This window comes from Amycolatopsis sp. NBRC 101858 (assembly GCF_030269325.1).
In the GTDB taxonomy this organism is placed as follows: Bacteria; Actinomycetota; Actinomycetes; order Mycobacteriales; family Pseudonocardiaceae; genus Amycolatopsis; species Amycolatopsis ponsaeliensis.
Genome location: NZ_BSTD01000001.1, coordinates 355,309 through 379,896, shown reverse-complemented (window position 1 = coordinate 379,896; position 24,588 = coordinate 355,309). Strand labels below are relative to the sequence as shown.

General features: G+C 71.2%; 18 protein-coding genes. 9 read left to right on the top strand and 9 right to left on the bottom strand.

The window, feature by feature from the left end; genetic code table 11:
- Positions 1 to 205: 205 nt before the first annotated feature.
- A complete protein-coding gene (locus QSK39_RS01730) occupies positions 206 to 1,420 on the bottom strand; it encodes a hypothetical protein (RefSeq protein WP_285475900.1) in 1,215 nt (404 codons plus the stop codon).
- Positions 1,421 to 1,641: 221 nt separating this feature from the next.
- Here QSK39_RS01730 and QSK39_RS01725 point away from each other — a divergent pair, with 221 nt between their 5' ends.
- A complete protein-coding gene (locus tag QSK39_RS01725) occupies positions 1,642 to 4,689 on the top strand; it encodes an AfsR/SARP family transcriptional regulator (RefSeq protein ID WP_285475899.1) in 3,048 nt (1,015 codons plus the stop codon).
- A gap of 416 nt (positions 4,690 to 5,105) precedes the next feature.
- The gene (locus QSK39_RS01720; RefSeq protein WP_285475898.1) at positions 5,106 to 5,444 is read left to right on the top strand and encodes a helix-turn-helix domain-containing protein; all 339 of its coding nucleotides are present in this window, start codon (positions 5,106 to 5,108) and stop codon (positions 5,442 to 5,444) included.
- 566 nt (positions 5,445 to 6,010) lie between these two features.
- On the opposite strand, the gene QSK39_RS01715 is transcribed toward QSK39_RS01720, so the two are convergent.
- Positions 6,011 to 7,078, bottom strand: coding sequence for an aldo/keto reductase (locus QSK39_RS01715; RefSeq protein WP_285475897.1), 1,068 nt, complete (start codon positions 7,076 to 7,078; stop codon positions 6,011 to 6,013).
- Positions 7,079 to 7,172: 94 nt separating this feature from the next.
- Positions 7,173 to 8,684, bottom strand: coding sequence for a tannase/feruloyl esterase family alpha/beta hydrolase (locus tag QSK39_RS01710; RefSeq protein ID WP_285475896.1), 1,512 nt, complete (start codon positions 8,682 to 8,684; stop codon positions 7,173 to 7,175).
- Between the two features lie 149 nt (positions 8,685 to 8,833).
- Between QSK39_RS01710 and QSK39_RS01705 the strand changes: the two genes are divergently transcribed.
- The 3 genes from QSK39_RS01705 (at position 8,834) to QSK39_RS01695 (ending at position 14,744) form a co-directional block, all read left to right on the top strand.
- Complete coding sequence (locus tag QSK39_RS01705) at positions 8,834 to 11,851, top strand: AAA family ATPase (RefSeq protein WP_285475895.1); 3,018 nt, start codon at positions 8,834 to 8,836, stop codon at positions 11,849 to 11,851.
- A gap of 92 nt (positions 11,852 to 11,943) precedes the next feature.
- Positions 11,944 to 12,966, top strand: a complete 1,023-nt coding sequence (locus QSK39_RS01700) for an alpha/beta fold hydrolase (protein WP_285475894.1) — start codon at positions 11,944 to 11,946, stop codon at positions 12,964 to 12,966.
- An 836-nt stretch (positions 12,967 to 13,802) separates the two neighbouring features.
- Positions 13,803 to 14,744: a hypothetical protein gene (locus QSK39_RS01695; RefSeq protein ID WP_285475893.1), complete on the top strand. Its 942-nt coding sequence runs from the start codon at positions 13,803 to 13,805 to the stop codon at positions 14,742 to 14,744.
- 661 nt (positions 14,745 to 15,405) lie between these two features.
- On the opposite strand, the gene QSK39_RS01690 is transcribed toward QSK39_RS01695, so the two are convergent.
- The 6 genes from QSK39_RS01690 to QSK39_RS01665 all read right to left on the bottom strand — a co-directional run bounded on the left by QSK39_RS01690 (position 15,406) and on the right by QSK39_RS01665 (position 20,503).
- On the bottom strand, positions 15,406 to 15,837 hold the full coding sequence (locus tag QSK39_RS01690) for an organic hydroperoxide resistance protein (RefSeq protein ID WP_285475892.1): 432 nt from the start codon (positions 15,835 to 15,837) through the stop codon (positions 15,406 to 15,408).
- 71 nt (positions 15,838 to 15,908) lie between these two features.
- Positions 15,909 to 17,501 carry an ABC-F family ATP-binding cassette domain-containing protein gene (locus tag QSK39_RS01685; RefSeq protein WP_285475891.1) on the bottom strand — a complete coding sequence of 531 codons (1,593 nt, stop codon included), beginning with the start codon at positions 17,499 to 17,501 and terminating at the stop codon, positions 15,909 to 15,911.
- A gap of 158 nt (positions 17,502 to 17,659) precedes the next feature.
- Entirely contained in the window at positions 17,660 to 17,929 is a 270-nt protein-coding gene (locus QSK39_RS01680; protein ID WP_285475890.1) for a hypothetical protein, read from the bottom strand.
- 164 nt (positions 17,930 to 18,093) lie between these two features.
- Complete coding sequence (locus QSK39_RS01675; protein ID WP_285475889.1) at positions 18,094 to 18,678, bottom strand: TetR/AcrR family transcriptional regulator; 585 nt, start codon at positions 18,676 to 18,678, stop codon at positions 18,094 to 18,096.
- A complete protein-coding gene (locus QSK39_RS01670) occupies positions 18,662 to 19,495 on the bottom strand; it encodes a class I SAM-dependent methyltransferase (protein WP_285475888.1) in 834 nt (277 codons plus the stop codon). Before QSK39_RS01670 ends, QSK39_RS01675 begins: the two co-directional genes overlap by 17 nt.
- A gap of 48 nt (positions 19,496 to 19,543) precedes the next feature.
- Entirely contained in the window at positions 19,544 to 20,503 is a 960-nt protein-coding gene (locus tag QSK39_RS01665; RefSeq protein ID WP_285475887.1) for an ArsR/SmtB family transcription factor, read from the bottom strand.
- Positions 20,504 to 20,977: 474 nt separating this feature from the next.
- Between QSK39_RS01665 and QSK39_RS01660 the strand changes: the two genes are divergently transcribed.
- Genes QSK39_RS01660 through QSK39_RS01645 form a run of 4 tightly spaced genes read left to right on the top strand, consistent with a single transcriptional unit; the run spans position 20,978 to position 24,573 of the window.
- On the top strand, positions 20,978 to 23,200 hold the full coding sequence (locus QSK39_RS01660; RefSeq protein WP_285475886.1) for a HAMP domain-containing sensor histidine kinase: 2,223 nt from the start codon (positions 20,978 to 20,980) through the stop codon (positions 23,198 to 23,200).
- Entirely contained in the window at positions 23,197 to 23,631 is a 435-nt protein-coding gene (locus tag QSK39_RS01655) for a roadblock/LC7 domain-containing protein (protein WP_285475885.1), read from the top strand. Before QSK39_RS01660 ends, QSK39_RS01655 begins: the two co-directional genes overlap by 4 nt.
- Positions 23,628 to 24,005 (top strand): DUF742 domain-containing protein, encoded by a 378-nt coding sequence (locus QSK39_RS01650; RefSeq protein WP_285475884.1) that lies wholly within the window; start codon positions 23,628 to 23,630, stop codon positions 24,003 to 24,005. The genes QSK39_RS01655 and QSK39_RS01650 overlap by 4 nt, the downstream gene beginning before the upstream one ends.
- Positions 23,986 to 24,573 (top strand): GTP-binding protein, encoded by a 588-nt coding sequence (locus QSK39_RS01645; RefSeq protein WP_285475883.1) that lies wholly within the window; start codon positions 23,986 to 23,988, stop codon positions 24,571 to 24,573. The genes QSK39_RS01650 and QSK39_RS01645 overlap by 20 nt, the downstream gene beginning before the upstream one ends.
- Positions 24,574 to 24,588: the final 15 nt, after the last annotated feature.

Below are 24,588 nucleotides of genomic sequence, written 5' to 3'. Positions count from 1 at the left end.
CCGAGGAGCAAGCCGGCCGCCTCGACCGGGACGACGGCCAGGGTGAGCCCGGGCCACCGGTCGAAAAGGGCGGCCAGGGCGGCCCGGCCGTCGGCGCGGCCGGGCACGGCCGGCGCGATCACGGCGTCGGCGAGCGAGGTGCGTCCGCACGGGGTGGCGGTGACGAGCGTGCCGTGGCGGGTGCCGTACGCGTAGTGCCAGCTGGTCATGGGGTCACCGGTTCCGGCAGCGGGACGGGTGAGACGGGGACCGCGCGCGTGGGTTCCGGGATGCCGAGCAGCCGGTACATCGTGCGGCGCAGGATGTGCCCGGTCCGGCCGGGCCGCGAGCTGAGCAGCCCGCGGACGAGGCCGGGCAGCCCGGCGGCGTCGCGCGCGCGGGCCGCGGCGAGCAGCTGGGGCACCAGGGGCCGGTCCGGCTGCCGGCGGGGTGCGTGCCGGGCGAGGACCTCGGCCGGGCTGCCGGGCAGGAGCGGCTGGTCCGGGTTGCCGGCCAGCAGGATCGACGCGCCCGCCGCCGCGCCGTAGCCGGTGGCGGATCCGTAGTCGCCGAGCACGTGGTCGGCGGCGACCAGCGCGGCGCGCCACCCCTCGTCGGGCGGTACCAGGACGAGCCCGCCACGCAGCGCATCCGCGAGCCAGGACCGGATCTGCCGGTAACCGTGGTGGGACCAGATCGCCGGGTGCAGCGCGCCGACGACGCGGAAACGGTCCGCGGGCAGCTCGGCCACGACACGATCGAACAAGTCCGGGTGTCGGCCGAACGCCGACCGCGGTGACCAGGTGGACGTCACCACGACGACCTCCTGCTCGTCGGTGGCGCCGAGCGCCCGCCGGTACTGGCCGCGGTAAGGAAGGCTCGCGACGAGCCGGTCGAGGGCGATGTCGCCGGCGACGACCGCGGCGGGCAGCGCGGACGGGCACAGCTCGGCCAGCAGGTCGTGTTCCCGGTCGTGGACCAGGACGATCGCGTCGGCGCGGACCCGGCCCGCGCGCAGCAGCTGGTCCGGCCCGAGACCCACCTGGTGCCGGTCGTCCGCCCGCAGGCGCCACGGCTGGTACTGCCCGAAGCCGCCGCCGTGCGGGACCAGCAGGACCGGTGCGGCCAGTTCGTCGAGACCGCGGGTGCTGCCGGCGAGGACGAGGTCGACGTCGCTGCGGCGCGCCTGGGACCACGGCAGCACCGGGCCGCCCTGGGCGCGGAGGAAGTCGTCGGTCGCCGGCCAGCCGTCGCCGGTTTCCGGGCTGGTGAACACGATCTGGATGCGGTGATCGGCTTCGAGCAGCGGCAGCAGGTCCAGCAACCGGGTGCCGGCCACGATGTGCGGCACGAGCACGAGCACGGATTTCGTCCCGAGCCGGGTGGCGAAGTGTGCGTCGGCGGTTCCGATGGAGCTGCGCACCCAGGTGCTTTCGGCCATCGCGGTCCTCCACAGGTCGTGTCCAGTTGTTGTCACGAATGTCGGGGACCGGGGTGAGAAAAGCCTTTCGGCCTGTGGTTTCGCCGCTTGACAATTGATCAACGAAGATCGTCAGCGGGCGTTCTTCGTGGCTCTGACGTGGTCTTTTGGTGAAATCAATGGGAAAATGGCCGGGGCGGAGCGGGTGGTGGACGGTGTTCACCGCGGGGGAAGGGGGCGGGGTGGAAATCGTGTTCGGAATTCTCGGGCAAACGGTCTTGCTGCTGCACGGGAAAGTGGCTGTGAAGTGGGCCCAGCCGCGTTCGAGGCAGGTTCTCGCCGCGTTGCTGACGCGGCCGAACCAGCGGTTTTCCGTCGACGACGTCGTGGAATGGGTGTGGTCCGACGACGAGAACGTGCCGCGGGGAGCGCTGGCGACCCTGCACCAGAACGCCGCGCACCTGCGGCAGGCCTTGCAGGCGAACGGGGTCGCCGCGCACGTCGGTGTCGGGAAGACCGGGTGTGTGGTCGAGATCGACCCCGAGCTGGTCGACCACGTCGCCTTCGGCCGCCTGATGGCGCCCGCGCGGCAGCTGCGTGACCGGGGCGACCACCACCGGGCCCACATCGAGGCGCAGGCGGCGATGCGGCTGTGGCGCGACGAGCCGCTGTCGGATCTGCGGACGCGACGGGCCGTCGACTGGCGCGCTCAGTGGCTGCGCAGCCAGTGGCTCCCGGCGAACGCCTTCCTGATCGCCGAACTGCTGGCCGTGGGGCAGGCCGATGTGGCTCTCGGCCGGCTCATGGAGCTCGAACACGCCCATCCCCTGGAGCTGAGCCTGGCGAAGCTGCGGGTCCGCGCCTTGGCCGCGGCGGACCGCCCGGGCGAGGTGACCGAGTTCTACTTCACGATGCGCCGTCAGTACCTCGACGCGGGTGAGCTGCGGGCCGCGGACGAACTCCGGGCGGTGCACGAGGAGGTGATCACCGGCGAAGGCGCCTTCCCACGCCAGGTGGTGCGGGTTCGCGCCCCGGAGGCGGATGAGGAGCCGGGCGGCCCGCCGGTGTGGCACGTCCCGCCGGACTCCGACGAGCTCGAGGGGCGCGCGGAGCTGCTCGCGGAGCTGGACGCGTTCACCTCCGACTCGAGCGGGGCGCCCCGCCGGGGCGTGGTCGTGGTGACCGGCGGGCCGGGCGTGGGCAAGTCCGCCGCCGTGGTGCGGTGGGCGCACCGCGCGCGGCGCAGGTTCCCGCACGGTGTCGTCCTGCTGGACCTGCGTGGCGACAGCCAGGCGACGGCCGCGGACAGCGGCGAGGTGGTGGACACGCTGTTGTCCCTGCTGGACTTCCCGGTCGACCAGGTGGTGAACCCGGTGGCAAGGGCGGCGAAGCTGTCCGCGCTGCTGCAGCGGCGGCCGCTGTCGGTGGTGCTCGACAACGTCCGCAGCCGTGAGCAGGTCGCCCCGCTGCTGGGGGTGCTCGCCGCGTGCACCGTGCTGGTGGTTTCGCGCTGGCGGCTGCCGTCGCTGGCCGCGACGGTGTCCCCGCCGGTGGTGACCGTGCGGCCGCTGGCCGCCCGCGACGCGACGTCGATACTGGACCGCCGGATCGGTCGCCGCGCCCGGGAGGACCGCCGCGGCGCGGCCGAGCTGGTGCGTCTGTGCCGGGGGAACCCGCTGGCGCTCACCCTGGTGGCCGACCGCGCGCTGGCGCGCACGGGCATGGCGCTGCCGACGCTGGCCGGGCTGCTGCGCGACGCCGACATGCTGCTGGACCTGGGGGACGAGGGCGACTGGCCGCAGCGGAGCCTACGCGCGGCGTTCACCGTGTCGTACCAGGCGCTGGAGGCGGGCGAGCGGCGCGCGCTCGCGGTGATCGGGCTGCACCCGGGTGCGGAGGTCACGGCCGAAGCCGTCGCGGCCGCGGACGGGCGCCCGCTGCCTGCGGTCCGTCGTTCTCTCGACGTCCTGGTGGCGGCGCACCTGCTGGAGCACCCCGGCAACCTCGACCGCTACCGCGTCCACGACCTCCTGCACGCTTACGCCGCGTCGGTCGCGGCACAGCTGGACGACGTTGCCGCGGTCCGGCGCCGGCTGTTCGAGTTCTACCTGCTGATGGCCCGCGACGCCCATCGCCTGGTGTTCCCGCACAAGCCACCGCCGCCGCTGCCGGCCACGACCCCGGTGTGGCCGGGCGCCGGGTTCGGCAGCGCGACAGCGGCGCGGCAGTGGATGATCCGCGAGAAGAACCTGCTGGCCGAGGTCGTCGCGCGAGCCGCCGCGGTGGGCTTGCACGAGATCGCGTACCACCTTCCGGCACTCTTCGCCGAATTGTTCGTGGCCAAGGGGTTCTTCGCCGACGCGATCAGTTGCCTGACGACGGCGGCCGGCAGCGTCGAAGCGGTTCTCGCCTCGACGGGCGGCGCCGAAGCGCACCTGCGGCAGGTGCTGGGGTCGCACCTGAACGACCTCGGCGTCGCCCTGATGCACCAAGGGGAGGAGCGGGAGGCGGAACGGTACCTCCGGCGCGCGCTGGACCTGGCCGAGGGGTTCCCGATGGGCCGGATCGCCGCGACGTTGAACCTGGCCCGGTGGCACCTGCGGGCCGGCCGGGCGACGGAGGCCGCGGTGCTGTGCCGGTTGGCGCTGGAGCTGGCCTACGAGCTGGGCGAACCGTCTTTGTGCGCCGTCGCGGCGCACAAGCTCGCGAACGCACTGGTGGAGGCGCGGGGGTTCGAGCAGGAGGCGCTGGAGCTCTACGCCGAGGCGCTGGACCACCTGCGGGACTCGCCCGACGCGACGACGCGGCTGGAGATCCACACCGCACAGGGATCGCTGCTGACCGATCTGGGGCGGTTCGCCGAGGCCGACGAGCAGTGCCGGCTCGCCTCGGGGCTGACGTCCGCCAGCTTGAGCCTGTCGGCGGTGATGAAGCTGAACACGGTCCTGGCCAGGCTGAGGCACGGACAGGGCAACGCGCGGGCGGCCTTGTGGTACGCCCACCGCGCGGTCGAATTGGCCGATCGCACCGGCCACGCAACGGGGCAGGCCAGGGCGTTGTCGGCGCTGGCCACGATCCTGCGCGAGCACGGAAACCGGGTGGACGCGCGAGCGCTGTGGCTGCAGGCGGCGGAGCTCTACCGGGGCCGGGCGCGCGACACCCGGGTGGCGGAGCTCGGCGAGCTGATCGGCGAACTGGACGCGCCGGAGCCGGTCATCCCGGTCGCGCGGGACGCGGAGCGGGACACGGTGGCGATGCTGCCGCCGCCGCGGTGGGAATCCGAGCGGTAGCTGCTCATCCTTTCGGTGCTTCGTGCGCGGTGAACCGCGACACGGGAATCCCGAATTCCTTGCTGCTGGGGAATTTTCGGGCCTTGACTGTCCACTGTGGCTGACACGACAGCCGATTTCGCCATCGGTGCCCTTGGTGTGCAGTCGGTGTGGCGTCGCAAGATGTTACTGCGGACACATTCGGCGGAACATGCGTCATGGTCTCCGGGCAACTCACTCGCACTTGCAAGGAAGGCAAGCCGCGCACCAATCCAGGGAGCGAAGCACGCCATGATCACGACGTCACCACTCGGTTGGCGGTTTGTTCGCCGGCACCGATGTCGTTGGCTGGGAGCGGACCGCGTGACCCGCGAGCCGTCGCGACCCGGCCGCGCCAGCACGCACACGGATCAGCTGTTCGGGGCGGCGATGGTCTGGTGAGCGACGACGACAGAGTCACTCATTCGCCGGACCCCATCCCCGACGACGTCGTGCGGGAGCTCGTGGACCGCTATGCGGCCGGGGAGACCATCGAGAGCCTGGTCGCGCGCCTTCCGCACAGTTACCGCAAGATCCGCACCGCGCTGATCGACGCCGGTGTCACCCTGCGCCCGCCGCGCATCCCCCTGCCGCCGACGCCGCCCGGTCTGGTCAACGCCTACCTCGACGGGCGGTCGATCCGGCAGCTGGCCACCACCTACGGCATGTCCTACAACCAGACGCGGAACATCCTGCTCGCCGAAGGTGTCGAACTCCGCCGTCGCGGTCAGCCGTGATCCCGCGCTGCCGGGCTTCGAAACGGTAGCCGTGTCGAAGCCCGGCGCGGTCCGGCCGCGATCGCGGCCGGCGGTGGCTCAAGCGCCGGCGGCCATGATGATCCACCAAGCCATTTCGGCGAAGTGCGCCATGGGTTCCTCCTTCGTCCTCCGGGGACCGGTGTGGTGCTCGCCGCGCAGCCGGATGAGGTCCAATCTTTGCTCCTCTGCACTACCGGGGATTTGCGGGCGAGTTTGTTGTCGGTCACGCTTTTGTGTTGCGCGAACCGTACAGTGCCGGATCAGGTCTCATCTATCCGGGGTCACCACTCGTTGGGACAACCCGTTCGAGAAATTGCCACCCAATGGTCTGACCTGGGAGAATCCCCTGTGTATTCGTCGCGCCGATCGCTCCACATTAGAGCTTCACCGGCCGGTCGACTCCTGTGGTGGCAGGAACTTCGACCATCGGCCCTGTCCGTGCTGACTCGAACAGAGCAGTGCGGCCGCTCGTTCGAGTGGCCGCATTGCTCGTGGTCTCGCTTCGCCGACGAAAAAGCGAAAGAATTTCACTCGAAAGGGTGGCGCTACCAGTTCCGCACGGCCGGCGCGTAGCCGTCCGGCTTGTCGCCCACCTTCGTGTCCGGGGTGACGATCCAGTTCTGGTACTGGGCCGTGAACATCCGGTACACCGACGCCGGTGGCACCGCGCTCGCCTCGTCCAGCACCTTCCGCGACTCCGCCGGGAGCTCGAAGTCCAGGGCTGCCATGCTCTTGCCCAGCTGGTCGGCGCTGCTCGCCCCGACGATCGCCGATGCGATGCCCGGCTGGGTTGCCACCCAGTTGATCGCCACCTGGGCCATCGTGACGCCCAGCTTGCCCGCGACCTCTTCCAGCGGCTTCAGCAGCTGCCAGTCGCGCTCGGTCCACGTCTGGGCGTCCGGGTCGAAGCGGCCGGTGCCGCCGTTGCGGTACTTGCCCGTGAGGAAGCCGCCGGCCAGGGGGCTCCACGCCGTGATGCCGAGGCCGAGGTGCTGGCCCATCGGGACGTGCTCGGTCTCGATTTCGCGCTGCACCAGGGAATACGGCAGCTGCAGGTTGATCATCGGCGTGCGCGAGTGCGCCTCGGCGATGCTCTGGGCGCGCGCCGCGTACCAGGCCGGTACGTCCGACAGGCCCGCGTAGCGGATCTTGCCCGCGCGGACGAGGTCGTCGAGCGTGTGCACGACCTCCTCGACCGGGGTGAGCCGGTCCCACGTGTGCAGCAGGAAGAGGTCGACGTAGTCCGTGCCCAGCCGCCGCAGCGACGCCTCGAGCGCGCGGACCAGGTGCTTGCGGCCGTTGCCGCCCGCGTTGGGGTCGCCGGGGTCGACGCTGTTGGTGAACTTCGTGGTGAGCACGACGCGCTCGCGCACGTTCGCCTCGGCGATGAGCCTGCCGAGGATGGTCTCGCTCTCGCCCGCGGTGTAGAAGTCCGCCGTGTCGAGGAAGTTGCCGCCCTCGTCGAGGTACTTGCGGAAGATCGGGCGGGCCTCGTCCTCGGTCTTCCCGTAGGCGGCGTGGAAACCGCCGGTGCCGAAGTTCATCGTGCCGAGCGCGAGCCGGCTGACGCGCAGGCCCGACCGGCCGAGGAGGTAGTACTGATCAAGTGGCATGACTTCACAGTGCCGATCGTTTTTTGGACCCGCAAGTCCATTCGAGTGAGGTGGCCGTGCGTGCCGGAGGGAGGCCGGCACACACGGCCTGGACTCAGCGGCAGCGGTAGCTCGACGCCACCGCCGGGTCGCCACCCGTGTAGCGCGAGACCGACGGGAGCGGGCACAGGTCCCGGGTCTTCCCGTCCGTGGACGCCGCCGCGAGCGTCGCCGGGGCCTTGCCGTGCTCGACCCAGTCGACCAGCTGCCCGAGCGCGTTCGTCGGCTCCGGGCCACCGCCGCCGAAGCAGTGCTCGACGCCCGGCGCGGGGAACAGCCGGTAGAAGTCGTTCACCCGCTGCGCGCCGCCCATCGTCCGCTCGACCTGCTTGCGGTAGGACAGCGTGCCGCCCGGTGGGATCAGCTGGTCGTTCGCGCCCACGAACGTGATCAGCTTGCCGCCCGACCGGCGGAACGCCGACAGATCCGGGTCGGACGTGCCGATGACGTCGTCGTACTCCCGCACCGACTGGCGGAACAGGCCGGCGAACTGGCCGTACGTCAGCTTCGAGGTGTCGAAGCCGGGCTGCTTCTCCAGGAACGACTGCACCCACTTCACCGCCACCGGGAAGCCCGGCGCGACGAGCGTGCCGTCGGGGCCGGGTGTCGTGCCGGCCAGCCAGGTGAAGTCCGCGCCCTTGGGGAGCCCGGCCCACAGCCTGCGGCCGCGCTCGTCGGTCGGGCCCGCCCAGATCTTGCGCATGACCTCGGCGTCCGCCGCCGTCACGGTGAACTCGTGGCCTTCGCAGACCACCTTCGTGCCGACCAGGCTGCGTGGGTCGTAGCTGCACTCGTCCGGCCGGTCGACGATGCCGTTGGTGACGCCGTCGCGCGCGTCGCACGCCTTGACCGCGGCCGTCCGGAACGCGGAAAGCACGCAGGTGCTGGGGAAGTCGTGGCTCTGGTTCATGACGATCTGCGGCCACAACGTCGCGACGGCGAACTGCGTCCAGTCGACGGCCGGGGCGTTGGCCAGGATGCCGTCGAAGTCGTCGGCGTGGTTCTGGGCCTCGGAATAGCCCTGGCGGCCGCCGGTCGAGCAGCCGGTCCAGTACGAGTACGTCACCGGGCGGTGGTAGTACCGCTGCGTGACGGCCTTCCCGATCAGGGCCTCTTCGTGCACCGAACGGGTGGCGAAGTTGGTCAGGAGCGTCTGGTCGACCTGGCCGTCGGTGACTGCCCAGGACGTGTCGAGCCCGTCGAGGGAGACGCCCGCGTCGGTCGTCACGCCGGTGTAGCCGTCCTTGACGGCCTGGGCGAGCCCGTCGAAGTTCCCGGCGGCGTAGGCGCTGCCGCCGAGGGCCTGGAGGCGCCCGGTCCAGCCGGTGTCGGGCAGGGCCACGGCGACCTTGACGTGGTCCTTGCCGGAGTGGGTCAGCGTGACGGTGAGCTGGCAGTACGCGGTCTTGTGCTCGGCCGTGACCGACTCGATCTTCGCGCCGGCCGGGGCGGGCACCGAGACGGCGGCGCACACCGGCGTCGCGGCCGACGCGCTCGGGGCCGGCGGCACCAGGCCGGTCAGCAGGAGCGGCACGGCGGCCGCCAAGAACTGGGGGATGCGTCTCATCGGTTCCTCTGGTCGCTTTCGTCCGATGTGGACAGGGCGCTGCCGAGCTTGGCCGCCGGGGTGGGGCGCCCGCGCCCGTCGGATGACGCTGTCGATGTACGTCACTCGGCCTTGAGCTGCGGAAACGTGGGTTGGGTAAGGTCGGTTCCATGGCGCTGCACGGGCGGGAAGCCGAGCTGAAGGAGCTGGCCGAGCTCGTCGACGGTCCCGAAGACCGCAGCGGCGTCGTGCTGCGCGGCGAGGCGGGGATCGGGAAGTCGGCGCTGGTGGCCGAGACGGCGGCCGCGGCGTCGGTGGCCGGGCTGCGCGTGCTGCGGACGGCCGGAGCCGAGGCTGAGCAGAACCTCGCGTACGCCGGGTTGCACCAGCTGCTGCACCCCGTCCGGGCGGGGGTGGCGGAGCTGCCGGCGCCGCAGCGGGACGCGCTGCGGACGGCGCTGGGGCTGGCGGACGGGGCGGCGCCCAGCGCGTTTTTGGTCGGGCTCGCGGCGCTGACGCTGCTGGCCGAGGAGGCGGCCGCGAAGCCGTTGCTGCTGGTGGCGGAGGACGTGCACTGGCTCGACCGGGCCAGCGCGGACGTCCTGGCGTTCGTGGCCCGGCGGATCGAGACGGAGCCGATCGTCCTGGTGGCGACGCTCCGCGACGGCGCTTCGTCCCCGCTGCTCGACGCGGGCCTGGCACCGATGGTCCTGGAACGGCTGGGCGCGGACGAGGCGGCGGACTTGCTGGACGCGGTCGCGCCCCGGTTGGCCCCGGCGGTCCGGACCCGCCTGCTGACGGAGGCGGCGGGGCACCCGCTGGCGTTGACGGAGCTGCCGCTGGGATCGGCGGATCTCGACGGGCCGGCCCCGGAGCTGCCGCTGACCGAACGCCTGGAGCGGACGTTCACGGCCCGGGTGGCGGGGTTGCCGGCGGAGACGCGGACGGCGTTGCTGGTGGCGGCGTTGAACGAGACGACCTCGTTGGCCGAGACTTTGACGGCGACGGGCGCGCTCCTGGGGCATGCTGCGGGCGGCGACGCTGGACGGGCCGGGCTGCCGGGTGGGGTGCTTGGGTCGGGGCGGGGTTCGAGCGGCCCGGGGCTGGCTGGGGCGCGCGGGGTGCTTGGGGTGGAGCCGGGCTTGGCCGCCGATGCCGAGTCGAGTGGCGCCGGGCTGGCCGAGTCGGGCGCGGGGCTGGGTTCGAGTGGCGCCGGGCGGGACGGGGCGAGCGAGTTGCTTGGCACGCAACCGGTCTCGGTCGGCAATGCCCGGCTGAGCGCCGAACCGCAGCAGGCGGCCGCCGAAGGTGAACTCGCCGGTCGCCCGACTTCACCCTGTCTCCGCGTCGAGCCGGAGATTCTTGCTCCCGCCGTTGAAGCTCGGCTTGTTGAACTCTCCGCCGGCACCGTCACCTTCCGGCACCCGCTCATGCGCTCCGCGATCCCCGCGGCCGCCACCTCCACCGAACGGCGGCGGGCCCACCTCGCCCTCGCCGAGGCCCTCCAGGACCAGCCCGATCGGCGCGCCTGGCATCAAGCCGCCGCCACCGTCGGGGCCGATGAGACCGTTGCCGGGGAACTCGATCGCACCGCCGAACGAGCCCGGTACCGCGGTGGGGCCGCCGCTGCCATCGCCGCTCTCGAACAAGCCGCCCGGTTGAGCGAACAGCCCGGACGAAGGGCCGAGCGACTCCTGAAAGCCGCCGAACTGGCCGTCGACTCCGGACGCCGCGAGACCGCCGAACGCCTGGTGCACGCCGCTAACCCCACGAGCAAACGCCACCGGGCCACCGCGAGCCGGCTGCTCAGCGAGTTCGAAGACGGCCTTCGCGAAGATCCCGCGCGGGTTGCCGAACTCGCCGTCACCGCCGAGGCCGTCGCCGCCGAGGGGGAAACCGGGGCCGCCGTGCGGATCCTCTGGAGTGCCGCCATGCGGTGCTTCTGGACCGAACCCGGTGGTGCCGCCCGGAAAGCGCTGCTCGACGTCGCCGATCGGCTGCCGATTCCCGATGACGATCCGCGCGTCGTGGCCGTCACCGCCTACGTCGCGCCGTTCGAACGCGGCGACGTCGTCATCGACCGGCTCAAGAAGCTCGCCGGGGCGACCGGCGCCGACCCGGAAGTCGACCGATACCTGGGCAGCGCCGCCCTGCAGGTCGGCGCCTTCGACCTCGCCGCGCGGTTCTCCGCGGCCGCCGCGCCGGGGCTGCGGGCCCAGGGCCGGCTCGGGGCGCTGCCGCGGGCGCTGGCCGTCCAGGCGTGGAGCCGCGCCCGGCTCGGCGACCTCGCCGCGGCCGTGCCGGTCGCCGCCGAAGCCGCCCGGTTCGCCCGGGAGACCGGCCAGCCCTTCATGTACGGCCTCGCCACCGCCGTCCAGGCCGAGATCGCCGCCCTGCGCGGCGACCACAAGCAGGCGAAGACCCTGGCCGGCGAGGCCGAACGCGCCGGGCTCGCCGCGGGCGCCCGGCCGGTGCTCGCCACCGTCCAGCTCGCGCGCGGGCTCACGAACCTGAGCGAAGGCCGCTTCGACGACGCCTTCGCCGACCTGCGCCGGCTGCTCGACCCGGCCGACGCCGCCTACCAGCTGGCCCTGCGCGCCTACTGCGTCGCCGAGCTCACCGAGGCCGCGGTGCGGTCCGGGCAGACCGACGCCCTGCGCGACATCCTCGCCGAGCTGGAGCCACTGGCGAAGGGCACGCCGTCGCCCGCGCTGCACATCGGGCTCAGGTACGCGCGGGCCGTGCTCGACCCGAGTGACGCACTGTTCGCCGAAGCGCTGCGCGCCGACCTGACCGGCTGGCCCGCCGAACGCGGCCGTGTCCACCTGGCCTTCGGCGAGTGGCTGCGGCGGCAGCGGCGCGTCGTCGAGTCGCGGGCGCACCTGCGCACCGCCCGCGAAACCTTCGACGCCCTCGGCATGACGGCCTGGGCCGAGCGGGCACGGGCCGAGCTGCGCGGCGCGGGCGAGTCGAGCCCGAACCGCGGTCCGGACGCGCGGGAGAAGCTGACCCCGCACGAGCTGAGCATCGCCCAGCTGGCCGCCGACGGCCTGACGAACCGCGAGATCGGGCAGCGGCTGTACCTTTCGCACCGGACCGTCGGCACCCACCTGCACCGGATCTTCCCCAAGCTGGGCGTGAGCTCCCGCGCCGACCTCGCCGGGATGCTGAAGACCCTCGAAGGGTGACTTACACCGGCTGCGTCACCTGACGGGCGCGAAGATCACTCGAAGCTCCCTAACGTCGTGAAAGTCCCACGGTCTTTCGCACAGGAGTCAAGATGATCAGCAGGAGAAGGTTCGGGCAGGCGTTCGCGGCGGGACTGGCGGCGACCTCCTTGGCGGCCTGCTCGTCGAAGGCCGCCGCCCCCGCCGCGCCGCCTGACCTGCGGGCCGGGTCGGGGGAGCACACCTCGCTCGGGGAGCTCAAGCACGCCGACGCCGGGGTGCTGACCATGGCCTACCACGAGTCCGGGCCGGCGACCGGGCAGCCGGTGGTGCTGCTGCACGGCTGGCCGTACGACCCGTACAGCTACGTCGACGTCGCGCCGATCCTGGCCGCCGCCGGTTACCGGGTGATCGTCCCGTTCCTGCGCGGCTACGGCCCCACGACGTTCAAGTCGGCGCAGACCGTCCGCAATGGACAGCAGGCGGCGGTCGCGCTCGACGTCGTCGCCCTGATGGACGCGCTCAAGATCGACAAGGCGATCCTCGGCGGCTACGACTGGGGTTCGCGGACGGTCGACATCATCGCGGCGCTCTTCCCGGAACGCTGTGCGGCTGTCGTCGCGGTCAGCGGGTACATCGTCACGAACCTGGTGGCGAACCAGAAACCCCTGGCGCCGCAAGCGGAACTCGGCTGGTGGTACCAGTACTACTTCGCGACCGAGCGCGGCCGCGCCGGCTACGCGGCCAACCGCCACGACTTCAACAAGCTGATCTGGAAGACGGCGTCCCCGGCGTGGCACTTCGACGACGCGACGTACGACCGCAGCGCGGCGGCGTTCGACAACCCCGACCACGTCGACATCGTCGTCCACAACTACCGCTGGCGCCTGAGCCTCGCGCCGGGCGAGCCGCAATACGAGGCGTACGAACGCAAACTCGCGACGGGCCCGGCGATCACGGTCCCGGCGATCACGATCGCCAGCGACTTCGACGGCGCGGCCAAGGACGGCCAGGCCTACCGCGCGAAGTACACCGGCAAGTACGAACACCGGATCCTCGACGGCATCGGGCACAACGTCCCGCAGGAGGCGCCGCGCCCCTTCGCCCAGGCGATCCTGGACGCCGCCCGCCTGTGATGGTTCTCAGCGGGACGCGCGGTGGACGACGTCGATCACGGAGGTGAGGGCCGTCGTGCTCTAGACATGTGGTGTACCGCCGGGCGCTTCCCGGCGGTGAACGCATCGAAGCCGCGAAGGGCGAAACAGGCGCATCAACGTCGGCTCGACGGGCCGCAGCTGCGCGAAAGGCCGGAAGCTTTGTCGAATAAGGTGAACTCGACGGACAGCGAGTCCGTGTCCATGATCGTCGCGGATCCGCTGTGCCCCAAGTCGAGTTGAATCTCGACTGGTTTCTCGTGAGCAATCGTAGCTGAGCGATCCCGTCGACGCGCGAGTTCCCGGAGGCCCCACGATTGCCCCGTGGTTCGCCTCAATGGGGAATTTCGGTCAAATTTCGACGACGGCTCGCGCTGATGAAGACTCTCTACCTATCGACGACGATCGTTGCTCGCCTCCGTGTTTAGACTTGCACATTCGATCCTGGATGCAACAGGGCAACGAAATCGTGATCTCGACGACTGAGTCAACTGGTGGCCCAGACTACGGGGATTCCTGTCAGTCGTGCGCAGCGGTCCGCCGGATCGGGACCTTGCAGCCGCCGTCGGGTCTGTCCAGCCGGTTGGTCCGGTCTCGATGCAGTCGTCGCGCATGGTTGACAATCAGGCTCAAGTTCAACGGGCCCAGTTCGGGCAAGCCGTTGTCCGTCACTGAAGTGTGTGGACGTTGTGCGCTGCCGACATAGGTCGGCGATCATCGTCCGGCAGGCCTCGATTCAGTCTCCGCAGGTCACGAAGCGCTCTCGCCAGTTTACGGCCAGTCAACACTGTGCCTACCATTGACGAACTTGTAGGTACGTGTCGAAGCTGCATGCGCGGAAGGCTCCGGCGATGCTGAAAAGTCTGATTGAGTGGTTCGACAGACAGCTGCTGGCCCGTGGGGCGGCAGCGACAGTTCGATCGATCTTCGCGGTTCTGGGCTTTTCGGTAGCCGTGGCGGCGGTTCCTGGGGTGCCGACGGTCAAGCTCGCCGGATTGCTTCTCATGATCCTTCTGGCGCTGACATTTGCACTGGTGTTGCTGCACGATCGCGCGCAGCTGAAGCAACAAGCCGATGAGGACCGCTTCTTGCTGGCCCGTTACTGCCGGTTCCTCGGCGAACGGCACGGCTACGTGGCCCGCGTCCTGAGCTGGCGCCAGACTGCGGTGATCGACACAGAGGGCGGCTCCAAAGAGGTGATCCGTATCCATGCGGTGTCGATGCGCCGTCAGCTGTACTTCCTGCCCCTGAAGTTCGGAGCCCGTTGGGATCAACCGAAGGCTGTCCAGAAGCAGGTGCGAGTCAAGGTACGGAGCCTGCTCCTGGAGGACAGGCGCGGCACGTCTTGGCGCGCCACGATCAATTGGCTGCCCGACGGGCGCTTCGAGCTGATATGTCACTTGCGTGCGCCGGTGAAGATCGGTGCAGACATCAAGCTGGAGATCGAGTGGTACTGGCCAGGTAAGTGCGCGCCTTTGGTCAAGCGCCGCGAGCCTGAAGAGTTCATCTTCAAGTTCAACAAGCTGATGCCCGTGGAGTACGCTGAATACAAGATCACCTTGCCCGTAGGGCAAGAGGCCTTCTGTGAGCCAATTGGCTTCGCGGAGCCTAGTGACTCGTTCGAGATTCTCTGCAGGGACAATCCCAACGAAAGTAAGACCTATACCTTTATGGGTATAGGTCTTACTCCCGGTCGAGAACTCGGCATGCGCCTCGAAGTCAAGCCCCGAGGCTCAGCGCGGATGTCCAAAGACGACTGAGGGGTCTCAGCCGCCGTTCTCTCCGCCCAACTTCGTCATGATCATTTCTCCGGATGCTTCGGGTGGTGCGCACAGCCGTCGGGCCGGTTGGCCCTTGGGCGGCTCTATGCGATCGGTGTCAGCCGACTGCATCAAGTTGCGCGGACCGTATCGCGCTCACTCTCCGTTCGCGACTCGGCTGGTGCTGAATGCCCTCCGATTCACGCCGTGGAGTGATCTTGGTCGTAGTGCCCATGGTCCTACCAGGGCATTCGCGCACATCATCGTGCTCGCGCACGCCTCATGAGTCGTCGGCGACGACTTGATCGTTACTCCGAGCTATCGAGGTGGATCCTTTCTTCGTGCTGATCACAAGGGCGACCGGCCAAAGTGGACACGATCCACGGCTGCCGCCAGCATGAAAGGGGTCAGATCATGACTTTGTCCATGGTTGCCCACGTCCGTAGCCTCTGCCCCTCCCGAATGCCACTGCCCGGTCGGCTCGCTGATCAGCAGGCCGCTGTAGGAGTGCCTTGGGCCCGGGTACGGAAACCAGCATCCTTTGCGGTGGGATGGCGGGCACGAGTCCCGGATAGTGCTCGGTTAGCAGTCGCCGCGGCGCCGGGTGCGGCGGCGATGAGCATGCTCGCCGCGACGCCTGGCGCGCCGGGTGCGCGCTTCATCAAGCGACGGTGGCGTCGAGGGTGACCTCGATGTTGCCGCGCGTCGCCTTCGAGTACGGGCACACCTGGTGCGCTCCGGCGACCAGCTCGTCGGCCGTGGCCTGGTCGATGCCCGTCGCCTCCAGGTGCAGGACCGCGCTCAGCTCGAACTCGCTCGCCTCCGTGTCGTGGTGCAGGGTGACTTCGGCGACGACGGCGAGGTCGTTCAGCGGTACCTTCTTCGCGCCCGCGACCCGGCGCACCGCGCCGACGAAGCACGACGCCCAGCCCGCGGCGAACAGCTGCTCCGGGTTCGTCCCGTCGCCCGCGCCGCCGAAGGCCTTGGGCACGGCGAGGGTGACGTCGAGCGCGCCGTCGTCGGAGGTCGCGCGGCCGCCGTTGCGGCCCTCCGCGGTGGAGGTGGCGACGGCGGTGTAGGTCACTTCGGACATGTTCTTCCTTTCGGCGGGTGACGGCACCACGCTAGGAATCCGGGCGCACCCGCGGCGACCGTCGCGCGACGTCACCCGTGTACGTCACCGTTTTCCAGCCGCAGCCACCGGTCGACGCCGATCGCGGCCAGGAAGCGCTCGTCGTGGCTCGCGACGACGAACGCGCCGCGGAACGCCGTCAGCGCACTCTCCAGCTGTCCCGTGCTGACGAGGTCGAGGTTGTTCGTCGGCTCGTCCAGCAACAGCAGCTGCGGCGCCGGCTCGGCGAACAGGACGCACGCGAGCGTGGCGCGCAGCCGTTCCCCACCCGAGAGAACGCCGGCCGGCAGGTGCACCCGCGAGCCGCGGAACAGGAAGCGCGCCAGCAGGTTCATCCGCTGCGCGGGCGGCACCGCGGGGGCGGCCGCGGCCAGGTTCTCGGCCACCGTGCGGTCGTCGTCCAGGAGGTCGAGACGCTGGGAGAGGAACGCGATCCGGCCGTCCGCCCGCGACACCGCACCGCTGTCCGGCTCGAGATCGCCGTGCACCAGCCGGAGCAGCGTGGACTTCCCGGCGCCGTTGGGCCCGGTGAGCGCGATCCGCTCGGGGCCGCGGATCGCCAGGTCGACGCCGTCCGGGAAGAGGCCGCGCGCCCGCAGGTGCTCGCCGAGGAAGAGCGTGCGGCCGGCCGGGACGGCCGTCTGCGGCAGCTCGAGGCTGATCTTCTGCTCGTCGCGCCGGGCCCGCTCGGCCTGGTCGAGCTTGGCCTTGGCCGCGCCCACGCGGGCCGCGTGCGTGCCGTCCGCCTTGGCGGCCGACTCCTGGGCGTTGCGCTTCATGGTGCCGGCGAAGATCTTGGGCAGCCCGGCGTTGCCGAGGGTGCGTGACGCCGTGCTCGCGCGGCGGGCGGCGCGCTCACGGGCCTGCTGCATCTCCCGCTTCTCGCGCTTGACCTCCTGTTCGGCGCTGCGGATGTTCTTCTCGGCGACCTCCCGCGCGGCTTGGACGGCCTCTTCGTACGAGGTGAAGTTCCCGCCGTGGAACCGGATCTCGCCGCGGTCGAGCTCGGCGATCCGGTCCATCCGGTCGAGCAGCGCGCGGTCGTGGCTGACCACGACGAGGCAGCCGGACCAGTCGTCGAGCACGGAGTGGAGCTTGTGACGCGCGTCGAGGTCGAGGTTGTTGGTCGGCTCGTCGAGCAGCAGCACGTCGGGTCGTTTCAGCAGCTGCGCGGCGAGGCCCAGCGAAACGATCTGGCCGCCGGACAGCGTGCTCAGCGAGCGGTCGAACGCGACGTCGAGGCCGAGCCGGTCGAGCTGGGCGCGCGTGCGTTCCTCGATGTCCCAGTCGGTGCCGATGGTGGTGAAGTGCGCTTCGGCGGCGTTACCGGACTCGACGGCCGCGATGGCGTCCAGCACCGGGGCGACACCGAGGACTTCGGCGACGGACGGTTCCCCGCTCAGCGGCAGGTCCTGCGGCAGGTAGCCGAGGACGCCGTCGGCGGTGACGCTGCCGGCCGACGGCTTCAGCACGCCGGCGACGAGCTTCAGCAGTGTGGTCTTGCCGGACCCGTTGGGCGCGACGAGCCCGGTGCGGCCGCCGGGGAACGTGGCGGAGAGGTGGTCGAAGACGGGGGTGTCGTCGGGCCAGGAGAAGGACAGGCCGGACAGCACGATTTCGGACATGGTGAAGACCTCGAAGTGGTGCGAAGCGAAAGGGGGACGTCGAAAGCGGCCCGCGCCGGCACTGCCGGGGGCCCGCACACTCCGGAGCTATCCGGAGATGTCGACGTCACCTGCCACGACTGGTCTCCTCCGTTGATCTTCCCCGCGAAGATAGCAGCTCAGGCGAGCTCGGCCGAAACGACCGACGGCAGCTCGCGCAGCCTGCCGAGCAGGGGCTCGGTGTCCTCGGCCGCCAGCAGGACCGCGCAGACCATGCTGCTCTCGCGGACGCCGTCCTTGATGTCGACCGACAGCTCGTGGACGAGGTGGCCGTCCAGGGCGCCGACCAGGGCCGGGATCTCCTCGGCGCCGCCGACGAAGTACGTGGCGATGCGGCGGCGCAGCAGCATGGCCGAGCGGGCCGCGGGAATGGCGAAAGACGTGGACATGGCTGATCTCCCAAGGGAAAGAAGGAACGAGATCGGGGCCAGGTCCCGAGGAACGCGATCGACGACGCTGCGCGCCGGCGACCTGGGTTCAGCCGGCGCGCCGGGTTACGAGTCGCGAGGACGTCATCAGGCGCTGCACGGCGACAGGCTAACACGCGCGCCGCTCACCGGGGCAGCACCCGATCCAGCAGGGCCGTGACCGTGTCGCGGTAGCGCTGCGGGTCGAGGTCCGGCTCCCACGAGCGCTGGAGCAGGAACCCCTGGATGAGCGCGAGAAGCACGCGCGCGAACATGTCCGGCTCGACGCCCTCCGGCAGCCCGGTGGCGGCCAGCGCGCGGCCGACGTCGTCGAGCGGGGCGAGCCCCTCGGTGACGATCCGCCGGAGCCGCTCGTCGTGCTGGGCGCGGGCCCAGACGTGGACCGTGACGCGCCGCCGCCGCGCCTCATCGGGGTCGGCGACCCAGTCGAAGTAGGCGTTCAGGAACCGGCGCAGGGCGTCCGGGCCGCCGTCCGAGATCGCCTCGGCGACGAGGGCGCGCTCGTGGTCGTGCCGGTCGGCGGCGACCGCCTCGATGATCGCCTCCTTGCCGTCGAAGTAGCGGTAGAGGGCACCCGCGCTCATCCCCGACTCGGCGACGATGTCCTGCATGGACGCCCCGTCCGGGCCGGCCTTCTCGAAGCAGGTCATCGCGGCGTCGAGGATCCGCTGCCGTTGCGCGGTGCGGCGTTGCTCACTGATGCGGGGCACGGGCACTCCTCGCCGCGATCGCGATCCGGTAGAGCCGCGAGCCGCCGCCGGCTTCGTGGGTCGAGACGTCTTTGCGCAGGTCGAAGCCGCGCTCGGCCAGGAACGCCCGGGTTTCGGCGGGCAGCAGCCCGAAGGTCCACGGCTCCCCGGACCGCGCGACGGCCCGCACCCACCGGCGCGCCTCGGGGAACGGGCTGGGCTCGTGCAGGGCCCGGACGTCGACGTAGGTGAAGACGAGGTCGCCGCCGAGCCCGTGCACGGCCGCGAGCGTCGCGTCGACGGCGCCGGCAGTGAGGTAGTTGGTGACGCCCTCCCAGAGGAACACACTCGGTTTCCCCTGGTCGAAGCCGCTTTCGAGGAGGCAGGCCGGGAGGTCGTCGCGTTCGAAGTCGACGGGCACGTAGCGGGGGCCCTCGCCCAGGACGGCCCGCTTCCGGGCCTGGGTGGCGGGGTGGTCGACCTCGAAGACGGCCCGGCCGGCGAGCGCGGGCAGCCGGTGGGCGCGCGCGTCGTAGCCGGCGCCGAGGAGGACGCACTGGGTGCCGCCGGTCATCGCTTCGGTGAGGGCGTCGTCGATGACCTTGGTCCGCGCGATGCCGGAGGCACGCGGTCCCGGCCCGGCTACGGCGTCGTAGAGGCCGGTGGCGAGGTGTCGGACGCCGGGGAGCCGCGCCGCTTCGGCGAGGACGCGCAGCGACGGGCGCAGGAAGGCCGTCGCGTACGGGTCGTCGAAGCGGCGGCGCCCGCGTGGGCGGTGGGATTCGAACGCCCGCTGCAGGGCCATCGTCTCCGCGGTGAAGCTGGCTCGGGACTCCATAGCGAATGATTGTTCGCGTTGGAGGGTGGGTTGCGCAACCCCCGCAGGTCAGCTGGCCCGGATGACGCCCAGGCCCAGCGGGGTGATCTCGTGGATCTGCGACTTCCCCGACCGCGAGCTGGTGATCAGCCCGCTGGCCCGCAGCACCGACGCGTGCTGGCTGGCCGTCGCCAGCGAGACGCCCGTCAGCTCGGCCAGCTCGCTCGTGTTGCAGCGCGTGATCGCGACCGTCATCAGCACCCGTGCCCGCGTCTGGCCGAGCAGCGCCGCCAGTGACGGGCCGGGCTCCGCGTCGCTGTCGAAGCGCGTGTGGTTGATCGAATAGACCAGCACCGGCTGGAGCCCCGGGTCCTTGTACGTCGTCGGCATGCCGTGCGCGAAGAACGCCGGGATCAGGCGCAGGCCGCGGCCGTCCAGGTGCAGCTCCTGCTCGATCGGGAAGCGCACCCGCAGTACCGGCGGGGTCCACGTGACGTCGGGGTGGACCGTCGAGAGCAGCAGCTGCGGCCCGCCGCGGTCGAAGTTCGACTGCAGCCGGTGACGGTCGCGGGCGACCGTGCGGCGGATCGTCGCCCAGTCCGGGGCCACGCACTGGCGGTAGTAGTCGTGCAGGGCCATGCCGAGCCGGTGCAGCTCACGGGTCTCGCCACCGGCCAGCCGGCGCACCCACGGCGTGACGCGCGTGCCCTGCGCCGCCAGCTCGGCGACGTCGGCGGCCAGGGCCGCCGGGGGTGTTTCGAGCACCGTCGAGACGCCGTCGCCGATGGCGGTGCGCCCGGCCGGGGTGAGGAAGTCCGGGCAGTACCCGTACGGCGGGATGGTGGACATCAGCAGCCGCCCGGACTCGGGCACCGCCGAGCGCGACCCCCGGCGCCACCGGCCGAAGAACGGCTCGCCCTCCGGACGCCGGATCCGGTAGCTGCTCATGAGCAGCTCCCACATCGGGTCCGCGTCCTCGGCGATGGTCACCTTCGCCAGGTCCGCGTCCGTGAAGTGAATCTTGAGCATCGACGTACCGCCCTTTCCCGGGCGAGGATAGCCACTGGTGGCGCGGGGTCTCGCCGGTGTGTGACCAGTGACGTTTCGAGCACGTGCGAAACATCACCCTGGCCGGTTGACGCCGCTCGCGCGCCACTGGCACCTTCGGGCTCGCACGGCCGCCGACGACGTCGCGTGCCGGGTGCGGACCGGCTGGGGGTCGGTCCGGCCACGAGTCCTCAATGGACAGTGGTCGGCGGCGCGGGAGAAATTCACCGGAATCACCGCGTTCCGGCGTGATCCCGCTGGTCCGCTCACCCTCCGCGAAGGTGGAATACCGGTCCGTCGAAGCTCACCCTGTGTAGCTGGTGCGTACGGGGGAAACGGCCGGTGTTCCTTGACAGCATCGCGGTCGCCGGAGTTAGGTCTGCGTTCTGAATTCCGGGGGAAAAGCATCCAGGAAATCGTTCTCGGGCCACCGGTACGAATCGAGCCACGCCACCGATGAAAGAAGACGAACCGCTTCGCCGTCGTTCCAGCGCGTCGTGGAATCCCGGCAGCTGGCGGCTGCGCACCAAGATCTCCGTCGTGTTGTTGCTGCCCGTCCTGGTCGCGCTGCTGCTGGCCGGCGGGCGCGTGGAGGCCGAGCTCGCCCAGGCGGGCACGCTCAGCGGGGTGCGCGACCAAATGCCGGTCGTGCAAGGGATCGCCGAGCTCACCGGGCTCGTCGACGACGAAATGATCCACGACGGCGCGGCCGCGCAGACCGCCGCGGTCGACGCGAAAACCGCCGCCATCCGCCACGACGCCGCATTCTCGCAGCTGGCCCCGGAGCTTTCGCGGACGCTGGAAGATCAATTGGGAAAATTGGCCGGCCTGCGCCAGCAGGACGGTTCCGCCGGCGCCAAAACCCCTGCTTACCACGACTTCGTCGTCGGCCTCGGTGACCTGATCCCCGGCATCATCGCCCAAGCCGGGAATATCGATCTCGACGCTCCGGCCGATATCGCGAAAGCATTGACGCAGCTGAGAACGTCTCTCGCCGGGCAGGAGGTCCCGGGCGGACGGCCGGCGGACGCGCTCGCGGCCGCCGTCGCCGAGGAGTCGGTGCTCACCGGGCAGATCCGCCGCGCACTGCCCGCCGGTGCGGTGGCCGCGCGGTTCGCCGCCGCCACCATCCCCGGCGCCGGCGGACCCGCGGCCAAGCGCGCGGCGCTCGGGACCTTCCTGGCCGACCAGGTGAAAACGCTTTCGGACGCGGTCGGGACCCGGACCGACGCCGCCCGGTCCGACGCGCTGCGTGATGCCGCACTGGTGCTCGCGTCGCTGCTCGGGGCTCTCGCTATCGCGCTCGCCGTGGCCCGCTCGGTGGTCGTCCCGATCCGCCGGCTGCACACGGCCGCGGTCGACACCGCGCGCCGGCGGCTGCCCGGCACCATCGAGCGGATCCGGGAGGGCGAGGACGTCGACTGGCAGGCGACCGAGCGGCTCCCCGTCGACTCCGAGGAGGAGATCGGCCAGCTGGCCCGCGCTTTCGACGACATGCACCGGCAGGCGGTGCGGCTGGCCGTCGGCGAGCAGGCCGAGATGCGCATCCAGGTCAGCGAGATGTTCATGACGCTGTCGCGGCGCAGCCAGTCGCTGGTGGAGCTGCAGCTGTCGGTGATCGAGGACCTCGAAGCCGACGAGCAGGACCCGCAGCGGCTGGCCGAGCTCTTCCAGATCGACCACATCGCCACCCGGCTGCGGCGCAACGGCGAGAACCTGCAGGTCCTCGCGGGCGGGCGGCCGGTGCGCCGCGACGTCGGGCCGGTCGCGACGGTCGAGCTGCTGCGGGCGGCGACGTCGGAGGTCAAGGACTACCAGCGGGTCACGCTCGGCAACGCGCCCCGCGGGTCGGTGCAGGCCGAGGCCGCGGCCGACGTCGTGCACATCCTGGCCGAGCTGCTGGAGAACGCGATCCGGTCGTCGCCGCCGACCGAGCAGGTCGTGCTCACCGCCGACCGCGGCTTCGACGGCGGGGTGCTGATCGAGATCGTGGACGTCGGCCTCGGCATGACCCGCGAGGACCTCGAAGCGGCGAACGCCCGGCTCGCCGCCGGCGCGTCGGTGAGCCCGGAGACCACCCGCCGGATGGGGCTGTTCGTGGTGAGCAGGCTCGCCGCTTCGCACGGGATCACCGTGCGGCTGCGGCCCACGACGCAGCGGAGCGCGAGCGCCGGCATCACCGCCAGCGTGCACGTCCCCGGCGTGCTGATCCTGGTGGACCTGCCGGCGCGACCCGGGGCGCCGGAGCTGCCCGAGCGGCCGCCGGCCGTCAACGGCACCCCCCGGCCCGAGCCGGAACCTCGGTGGCCCGCCGAAGAACCCGCCGGGGAGCCGCCGCTGCCGACGCCGATCTTCGACCAGATGCTGTCGCACTGGTTCGCCGACGACCGCGCGAAACCGGCGCGGCCGGGCGAGTGGGCGACCCCGGCCGACGACGTCCGGCAGGCCGCCGAAACGGCGATCGGCACGCTGGACGACGTCGAGTTCACCGAATCGGGCCTGCCGACCCGGCAGCCGGGCGCGCAGCTCGCCCCGGGCTCGGTCGCCCCGCGTCAGCCGCAGCCGGCCGACACGTCGTTCCGGGACCCGGCGGCGGTGCGGAACAACCTTTCCCGGCACTACAGCGGCATGCGCGCGGCCCGGCACCGGGTCGCGATCGACCCGAAGGGCCCGTCATGAGCACGCGGCAGGAAGGAGCGGATGTGGTCGACCAGTCCCGGAACTGGCTGGTGTCGGCGTTCACGCAGGAAGTACCCGGTGTCGCGCACGCCGCGCTCGTCTCGGCGGACGGCCTGCTCGTGGCGGCGAACGACTCGATGCCACGCGACCGGGCGGACCAGCTTTCGGCGATCGCGTCCGGTCTCGCGAGCCTCGCGCTCGGCACGGCCGACCTGTTCACCGCGGGCCGGGTGGTGCAGTCGGTCATCGAGATGGAACAGGGCTTCCTGCTGCTGATGAACGTCGGCGACGGCTCGAACCTGGTGGTGCTGGCCAATCCCGGCTGCGACATCGGCCTGGTCGGCTACGAGATGACGCTGCTCGTCGACCGGGTCGGGAAGATGGTCGAGACACCCGCGCGGCCCGCGGCCGCACCCGGGGTGGGCCGGTGACGGAAGGCCGGCGACGCCAGGGCGGGCGGCAGGCGGCATCGCTGGCCCGCCCGTACGCGTGGACCGCCGGCCGCACCCGGCCGAGGGTCGACCTGGCGGTGGAAGCCCTCGTCGAGACGACGCCGGAGGGACGGACGGCCCGTTTCCGCCCGACCGACCCGCTGGGCGCGGTGACGCAGCTGTGCCTGCGCCAGCGCTCGGTGGCGGAGGTCGCGGTCCACCTGGGCGTGCCGCTGGGCGTGGCCCGGGTGCTCATCGGCGACCTGCTGGTCGCCGGCCAGGTGTCGATCCGCGACACGCTCCCCGCGGACGCCTCCTTCGACGAACGCAACGAACTGCTCGAAAGGGTCCTCAGTGGACTACGTGCACTCTGACAAGCGGATCACCTCGGCCAAGATCGTGGTCGCCGGCGGGTTCGGGGCAGGCAAGACGACCTTCGTCGGCGCCGTCTCGGAGATCGACCCGCTGCGCACCGAGGCCTTGATGACGGCCGCGGCCCTCGGCGTCGACCGGACCGAAGCGGTGCCGGGGAAGTTCTCCACGACGGTGGCGATGGACTTCGGCCGGGTCACGCTGGCCGACGACCTGATCCTCTACGTGTTCGGCACGCCCGGCCAGCACCGGTTCTGGTTCATGTGGGACGACCTCGTCTGCGGCGCGGTGGCGGCGATCGTCCTGGTCGACACGCGCCGGCTCGCGGACAGCTTCGCGTCGATCGACTTCTTCGAGTCGCGCGGGCTGCCGTTCCTGGTGGCCGTCAACCAGTTCCAGGACACCCGCCAGCACCCGCCGGAGCAGGTGCGCGAAGCCCTCAAGATCCCGGCGGAGGTCCAGGTCGTCACCTGCGACGCGCGGTCGCCGGAGTCGACGAAAGAGACCCTCATCGCCGCGGCGGAGTACGCGCTGGCCGCCCTGCACGCGCCACACCGGCGGCAAGCCTGACAGGAGCACGGAAAA

Bases quoted from the DNA above. Each gene is read 5' to 3' on its own strand.
- QSK39_RS01655 (WP_285475885.1), top strand. From the start codon at position 23,197: ATGAGCACGCGGCAGGAAGGAGCGGATGTGGTCGACCAGTCCCGGAAC.
- QSK39_RS01705 (WP_285475895.1), top strand. From the start codon at position 8,834: ATGGCGCTGCACGGGCGGGAAGCCGAGCTGAAGGAGCTGGCCGAGCTC.
- QSK39_RS01660 (WP_285475886.1), top strand. From the start codon at position 20,978: ATGAAAGAAGACGAACCGCTTCGCCGTCGTTCCAGCGCGTCGTGGAAT.
- QSK39_RS01690 (WP_285475892.1), bottom strand. From the start codon at position 15,837: ATGTCCGAAGTGACCTACACCGCCGTCGCCACCTCCACCGCGGAGGGC.
- QSK39_RS01700 (WP_285475894.1), top strand. From the start codon at position 11,944: ATGATCAGCAGGAGAAGGTTCGGGCAGGCGTTCGCGGCGGGACTGGCG.
- QSK39_RS01715 (WP_285475897.1), bottom strand. From the start codon at position 7,078: ATGCCACTTGATCAGTACTACCTCCTCGGCCGGTCGGGCCTGCGCGTC.
- QSK39_RS01710 (WP_285475896.1), bottom strand. From the start codon at position 8,684: ATGAGACGCATCCCCCAGTTCTTGGCGGCCGCCGTGCCGCTCCTGCTG.
- QSK39_RS01685 (WP_285475891.1), bottom strand. From the start codon at position 17,501: ATGTCCGAAATCGTGCTGTCCGGCCTGTCCTTCTCCTGGCCCGACGAC.
- QSK39_RS01665 (WP_285475887.1), bottom strand. From the start codon at position 20,503: ATGCTCAAGATTCACTTCACGGACGCGGACCTGGCGAAGGTGACCATC.
- QSK39_RS01680 (WP_285475890.1), bottom strand. From the start codon at position 17,929: ATGTCCACGTCTTTCGCCATTCCCGCGGCCCGCTCGGCCATGCTGCTG.
- QSK39_RS01730 (WP_285475900.1), bottom strand. From the start codon at position 1,420: ATGGCCGAAAGCACCTGGGTGCGCAGCTCCATCGGAACCGCCGACGCA.
- QSK39_RS01670 (WP_285475888.1), bottom strand. From the start codon at position 19,495: ATGGAGTCCCGAGCCAGCTTCACCGCGGAGACGATGGCCCTGCAGCGG.